Consider the following 6051-nt stretch of genomic DNA (forward strand, 5'->3'; position numbering starts at 1 on the left):
CGCTCGCCCTGCACTCGCGCGCTCGGATGTAGATCTAGCTCTTTGTCCGTTCCGGCTGCCTCTCGTGCCTGGTGAAGAAGCAGCAATCCAACGGAACGAACAAAGACCAAGAGCCACCAGATGAAAGCCAGCACTCACAAGTTCAACCGCCCAATCCCGGGCACAAATCGAAAGGAGCCAAACACATGCTCAACGAAACCCGTCTCATCGGAAACCTCACCAAGGACGCCGAGTTCGCCACCAACGGCGACGGCCAGAAGCGCGCGGCCCTCAGCCTCGCGACCAACACCTATTGGTACAGCGAGGGCGAGCGCAAGCAGCGCACGGACTATCACCGCGTGGTCGCTTTCGGCCCCCAGGCCGAGCGAGCCAGGGCGCTCCACAAGGGCGCAAGGCTCTTCGTCGCCGGCCGCCTCCAGACTCGCAAGTTCGTCCAGGACGACCAGACCCGCTACATCACCGAAGTCGTCGCAGATCGCGTCGAGCCGCTCGGCACCTAGGCGCGGCCCGCGCACAACTCGAGCCCGGGCCAGATGGTCCGGGCTCTTTTCGTTTACCCATGAACTGGAGAGGAGGCGCGATCGGAAGTAGAAAAGAAACCACGGCAGGTGGGCGGCGGGACTCGGTTCCGCCGCCCCTTCGAGTATGCAGGCTGGGGAGCAGACCGACCGTGCTTAAGGCGCGTCCACACCCGCCCGCTGAAGGGAGTGCTCCTGGCCCGCCGCCCACCTGCCGTGGTTTCGAATCGCCCGCGCCTGCTCTCCAAACCGAGCTCTCAGTCCTATCTGGAGGCGAGCCATTCTTCTGGGCCATCAGCCAGGCCGGTAGCAGCGGGGTCCCTTCTTCTCGCAGCGCCGTGCCGCCGGGCCTGCCACCGTTTGCGCCTAGCGCTCAACCCGTCTATGCGGACAACTGTCCGTGGACCAGTCGTCTGCACCCTTCCATGATGCAGCGGTCTTATGGCCGATCGGCAATCCGCGCTCGCGTTCGCGACCGTTCTCAGGCGGCACCGGGAGGCCGCCGGTATCTCGCAGGAGGGCCTCGCCGAGAGAACCGGACTCGATCGGACGACGATCAGCATGCTCGAGCGCGGCAAGCGCCGCCCCGGCCTGGAAACGCTCCTCGACCTGGGCGCGGGCCTGGAGATCCCTCCGGGTGTCTTGCTTGACGAAACCGCGGACTTGCTCGAGAAAGGCCGCGGCGCTTCCTAGAGGCTCCATCTGAAACCGTCAACCGTGTCTCATACCCACTACACGCCCTTCACCCTCGCGCTCGACTTCGACGGGCAGAACAAGCGATTCCTCTCGCGCCTGAAGGAACGCGCTGACAGTTGCAGTCGCTGCCGTTCCGCACTCCGCGAGCTGAGAGGTTGGCTCACAGCGCTCGATCACCCTGACCCACTCGTGGGACCGGAGTTCGTGACACGGCACGGACTCTTCAAGGAGCTTCTCGCGGATCACCCGAGCCATGAAGTCCGGCTCCGAGCAGCCGACACGAACGCGCTGTTTCACCAGTGGGGTCTGGTCCGGCTACTGCTCGAGGAGTCGAAGAGTTGCCGCGAGGTAAATCCGCTGCTCTCGGCCGAGCTGGCAGAGCTCTCGCTCATCGCCGCGGAGCATCTCGAGCCCCACTACTACGATCCCGCTCACGTCGCGGACGCGCAAGCGCAGGCGTCGGCCAACTACGGCGATGCTCTGCGTCTTCTTGAACGGTCCCAGGCCGCGAGGCGGCAGTTTGCCTCAGCTAACGGCCGGCTCGAGATTGGCACGGGTCGGACGAAGATTCTCTCGGAGGTCGCTCGACTGGAGGCTCGGCTTCTCCACAGCATCGGCAGGCACGAAGAGGCGCACAGGCTCTTGGAGCGAACCCTCGCGGCCCATGAAGAGGAGAGCGAGCGCTCGAGACCGCTTCTCCACTTCCTGCTCGAAGCCCGTGACGACGACGCCAACGGCTAGACTCAGGCGCGCAAGCCAGTAACGGCTTCCGTGCCAAGGGGCTCTGAGTCGGCCAGCTACATGCCGGCGACTTGGCACGCCTAGACGCCCCCGAACGCCCTGGAAAACCGCCTGAGAAGGCCCTCGGTCGCTCTCCACAGGAGGGCGCGTGTCAGGAAATCGACCCCCAGCGGCAACTCATCAGTAGGAGCCGGACACACGGATCAATGAAGAGCCGTAGGTGCCGGCACTGAACAGGAGTGCCTTATGTGGCAGATTTTTATGGGGTTTTTCTTTAGCGGCTTCGACTTCAGCGGTCTCGTCAGTCCTTCTTCCAGCCAGATCGGCTACGTGGCGGCCAAAGACGCCGCTCGCGTCGTCGATTGAAGTCCGCCGTCACAGTGCTAGCCCGAGGGCGGGGAGGACGACCTCCCCGCTCGCCTCTTGATAGATGCAGACAAGGCCACCAGGGCTCGCTCGACCGCTGCCGAGCCGTGAATGCTCCCGGCGATCGCAGCCGCTGCGACTGACTCCCGTTGAAGGCCGAGTTCGCCGAACCACTCCGAGCACTGCGAAGCCAGCTTCAAGGCATCCTGCCACCGGCCCTGTTCCGTGAAGACGCAAGCTATCTCCAGGACCGACTCGGCGAAGCTCTGTGGCCAACCGAGATTCATGAAGCCCTCAGCCACGGTTTCAAGGGTAGACACCACGCTCGGGAGCTCGCCCGCGTGGGCGTCAACTCGAGCCCGAGCCCACAGGAGGCGCAACTTGTCCTGGGTTCCGAGTTCAGAGTCCGCAAGAGCCTCGGCCTGATCAAGCATCGACCGAGCGGCCCGGTAGTGGCCTAGAGCGCAGTAGTCGAGTGAGAGGTTCTGGCAGCACGCAAACCGGAGCCGGGAGCTCTTGGCAAGATCGCGTGCCTCCCACAGGACGGCTATCGACTCCTTGTGGTTTCCACCCTCGGCGTGGGCGCACCCAAGCAGCATCAGCGAACGCGCGATCCGGTCTGTGTCTTTGACCTCTCGTGCATTCCGGAGGGCGTCGTCGGCGAAAAAGAGCACCTCTTTGAGTGCCCCCATCGCGTAATAGAGATGGCCGGTGGCGAGCAGAAACTCGATCTCGTCATCCGGCGCGTAGCTCAGCTCGCGTAGCACTTCGAGCCCACGGTCCACGCTCCGTTCACCGAGGTCGAAATCTGTGATGTCGCGCGAGCGGAAGACGAGAGAAGTCAGAGCCCGCAGGCGAGCGCCTCCCGTAGTGTACTCAGCATCGTTCAGCCGCTCTGCCACCTCAACGGCAAGCTTCGAGGCCTTCAGCGCCTCGGCGGCATCGCGCGACACGGCCTCGTTCGCACATTCAACGAGTGCGTCCACCAGAGGTACGGATGGCTCGTGCAGCGCCATCGCCGACCTTCCCGAGAGAAAGTGGCGAGCAAACCGCATGGCGCTTTCACTCGAGAGCGTCGGTGTGGCGCGCCTCTTCGTCACGGCGGCATTCCAGGCACGGTCAAACGCCGCGTCGTACCTGTCAGCCGGCTGCGTTTCCGTTTCTGCTGCCATCCTTGCGCCCGGGTCTCTGGGCGATCGACTTCAACGAGTGCTCGATCGCCAACTTCAACCGTCCAAACTCGGCCTCGAGGAAGGAATGCTGCTCCTCCAGGCCCGCCATCCGTTCTTCGAGTGACATCCGGGCCGAATCCTGGGCTACCGCCCCCTTCGTCTCTGAGAACAGCTCATCCCGCGTAGCCTCGAGCGCGTCAAGTAGGCGGTTGAGGATCGGCAAGGTGGGGGGTCCGCCTTTCCCTTTTACGTACTCATTGATCCGGGAAATCGAAACCCCCGAGCGATCGTGGAGCTGCCTTTGGGTCATGCCCTTGCGCTCCAGGAGAGCACTCAGCCTCTGCGGCAAGTCACTGAAATGATCCACTGAAGGCAAATCTATCATTTGGGCACCTCCTTGAAGCTCGGCTCGCAGAATACCGTAGAAACATATGGCAGATCAAATTTACATAATCCAAGATTCCGTATTTGCGTTATACTTCTAGGGCTCCCGCGGCGGAAACCGCTAGCAAGCCGCATGATCATCAAGGGACTTCCAGCCTTCAACGACGATCAAGACTCTGGCCGTCCAAAGAGCCGGCTCACCGTCTCTTGCGCGCATCTCCAGCGGACCCGCAACGGTTCCGCCGCCTCGGCTCAGGCGCCCCAAAGGGCGCCCACACGTATCACCTTCTCGAGCGGCGATACCTCGATCACGGTCGCCTTCTGCGATGCCTGCGCCGAGAGGCTGGGGGCAGTCGACGGGGACAGAGCCTCCCACGAAATCGCGGCTCTCGTCATCCTGCGGCAGGATCTCGAAGCCCGGCTCGAGAGCATCGCGGCCGGTCTCGGCGAGGTGCTGCCGCTCCTCAACCAGGCTGACTTCCGAGACCGGGCGCTGGCCACGGCGGGAGAGTCAACCCGCCACGATCCCAACGATAGGCGCAAAGGTCGCACACGTCTTACGGTACAGAACCATCAGCATCTCACCGCCGACATCCTGGCACTCGACTTTGACGAGGGCGGAGAGCGCCTCGAGAACCACATCTACCGGCGAGCAAACACCTGCAGCGCCTGCCGCGAGGCGCTCGAAGAGCTCAGCAGATGGCTGGCCGCACTCGACCACTGCGATCCCGTTGTGGCCCAGGAGTTTCTAACCCGCCACGACTTCTTTAATCGCCTCCTCGCCGATCACGGCAGCCATCACGAGCGGATCGAGGCCGTTCGCACCGACGAGCTCTACCATCAGTGGGGGCTCGCCCGCCTACTCATGGAGGAGTCCCGAGCCAGCCGGAGCGCCAATCCCGAGCTCTCGGCCGAGCTCGCCGAGTTGGCTCTCGCGGTGGCCGGAAGTCTCGACCCCGGCTTCTACCGCACCGAGTACGTATCCGATCTGATCGCCGAAGCCGCCGCCAACTACGCCGACACTCTGCGCGCTCTCGACAACACCGAGGCCGCTGAGATTCTGTTTGAAAAGGCCGCGAGCCGACTCGAGCTCGGCACGGGCAGAGCGCGAATCGCTTCCGGAGTTGCTAGACTGGAAGCTCGCCTGTTAAAGGACCAGGGCCGGCAAGAGGAGGCTCACGAACTCCTAGAGCGAGCAATCGCCTCCCATGAAGAGAAAGACGAAGAGTCCCGCACGATCCTGCATTGGATCCTCGCGTCCCTCGGAGAACGCTCTGACGATGGCCTGCTAGCTCATGGCGCGCCCCAGGACGAAGCCCGGTGAAGAACGGCTCTCGCAGTCCGAGTGGGAGATCATGCGCATCTGTTGGCGGCTCGGCCGAGCCAATGTGCGCCAGATCCTCAGGGAAGACCTCAGGAAGCGCACGCGCGACTACCGGACTATTCTGACCTTCGTCAGCCGCATGGTGCGCAAGGGGTTCTTGAAGGTCGAAAAAGAGGGCAACACCAACTACTACACCGCCGCCCTCGCGCAAGAGAAGGGCCTGCAGCAGGAGATCGAGCGGTTCCTCAAGGATGTCGTCGGCCCAAAGCGCGAGAACCTGGAGCTGGTTCAGAAGGCAGTCGAGCGGCGGCTGCGACGGAAACGCAAGCGTTAGCCGCATTCGGTCCTCAATCGACAACGTTCAACATAAGAGCGTCGTTTCTGACCGTTCCCGACCCCACCCCTTGGAGGTGCGGGAGACTCGCGGAGCCGACACGCGCAGCAGGCTGCTCTCAATCGAAAAACGCACCGGCGGCCCAGGGACCGAGGCGCCAAACGGCAAGCGATCGTCCATGTCAGCTCGGTCCCTCTGAGCCGCCGGCGCCCCGAGGCAGACCAGCCTACCCGTCCGCGAGACTCCGAGTTGGGGATTCCCGCCCGTCGGCCGGACGGTCAGAACCGGGAGGCAGGTGCGACCGTCGAGGCCCTCCCCGACTCTCGATGCTCTCCCCACCCAAAGAAACGGGACCAGGATGGCTCCACCCCACCCATTCTGGTGTTGCGCCCCGTCACCTGCCCTGTTCACGTTGAGCCGTTCAATTCGGGTTTGAGCAACCCGCCGCGCGCTCCCAGCTTAGGGTCCGCGCGAACTCCAGAGGAGATGGGATATGAGGCACTTCGTTGCCGTCAC

7 protein-coding genes are annotated in these 6051 nt (G+C 63.5%); 5 read left to right on the top strand and 2 right to left on the bottom strand.

Going from position 1 to position 6051, the window contains the following annotated elements; genetic code table 11:
- Positions 1–185 precede the first annotated feature (185 nt).
- The 3 genes from GY769_14435 (at position 186) to GY769_14445 (ending at position 1955) form a co-directional block, all read left to right on the top strand.
- Positions 186–500, top strand: a complete 315-nt coding sequence (locus tag GY769_14435) for a single-stranded DNA-binding protein (GenBank protein ID MCP4203116.1) — start codon at positions 186–188, stop codon at positions 498–500.
- 459 nt (positions 501–959) lie between these two features.
- Positions 960–1211, top strand: a complete 252-nt coding sequence (locus GY769_14440) for a helix-turn-helix transcriptional regulator (GenBank protein MCP4203117.1) — start codon at positions 960–962, stop codon at positions 1209–1211.
- A gap of 24 nt (positions 1212–1235) precedes the next feature.
- The gene (locus GY769_14445; GenBank protein ID MCP4203118.1) at positions 1236–1955 is read left to right on the top strand and encodes a hypothetical protein; all 720 of its coding nucleotides are present in this window, start codon (positions 1236–1238) and stop codon (positions 1953–1955) included.
- A 383-nt stretch (positions 1956–2338) separates the two neighbouring features.
- Here GY769_14445 and GY769_14450 read toward each other — a convergent pair whose 3' ends face one another.
- Together GY769_14450 and GY769_14455 are read right to left on the bottom strand one after the other, a co-directional pair.
- The gene (locus GY769_14450) at positions 2339–3421 is read right to left on the bottom strand and encodes a hypothetical protein (protein ID MCP4203119.1); all 1083 of its coding nucleotides are present in this window, start codon (positions 3419–3421) and stop codon (positions 2339–2341) included.
- A 40-nt stretch (positions 3422–3461) separates the two neighbouring features.
- Positions 3462–3878 (bottom strand): helix-turn-helix transcriptional regulator, encoded by a 417-nt coding sequence (locus GY769_14455; GenBank protein MCP4203120.1) that lies wholly within the window; start codon positions 3876–3878, stop codon positions 3462–3464.
- Positions 3879–4010: 132 nt separating this feature from the next.
- On the opposite strand from GY769_14455, the gene GY769_14460 reads away from it, so the two are divergent.
- Both GY769_14460 and GY769_14465 read left to right on the top strand, forming a co-directional pair.
- On the top strand, positions 4011–5201 hold the full coding sequence (locus GY769_14460; GenBank protein ID MCP4203121.1) for a hypothetical protein: 1191 nt from the start codon (positions 4011–4013) through the stop codon (positions 5199–5201).
- A 31-nt stretch (positions 5202–5232) separates the two neighbouring features.
- Entirely contained in the window at positions 5233–5535 is a 303-nt protein-coding gene (locus tag GY769_14465) for a BlaI/MecI/CopY family transcriptional regulator (GenBank protein ID MCP4203122.1), read from the top strand.
- The last annotated feature ends 516 nt before the right edge of the window (positions 5536–6051 follow it).

The organism is bacterium (assembly GCA_024224155.1).
Taxonomy (GTDB): Bacteria; Acidobacteriota; Thermoanaerobaculia; order Multivoradales; family JAHEKO01; genus CALZIK01.

Bases quoted from the DNA above. Each gene is read 5' to 3' on its own strand.
- GY769_14435 (MCP4203116.1), top strand. From the start codon at position 186: ATGCTCAACGAAACCCGTCTCATCGGAAACCTCACCAAGGACGCCGAG.
- GY769_14440 (MCP4203117.1), top strand. From the start codon at position 960: ATGGCCGATCGGCAATCCGCGCTCGCGTTCGCGACCGTTCTCAGGCGG.
- GY769_14455 (MCP4203120.1), bottom strand. From the start codon at position 3,878: ATGATAGATTTGCCTTCAGTGGATCATTTCAGTGACTTGCCGCAGAGG.
- GY769_14460 (MCP4203121.1), top strand. From the start codon at position 4,011: ATGATCATCAAGGGACTTCCAGCCTTCAACGACGATCAAGACTCTGGC.
- GY769_14465 (MCP4203122.1), top strand. From the start codon at position 5,233: ATGCGCATCTGTTGGCGGCTCGGCCGAGCCAATGTGCGCCAGATCCTC.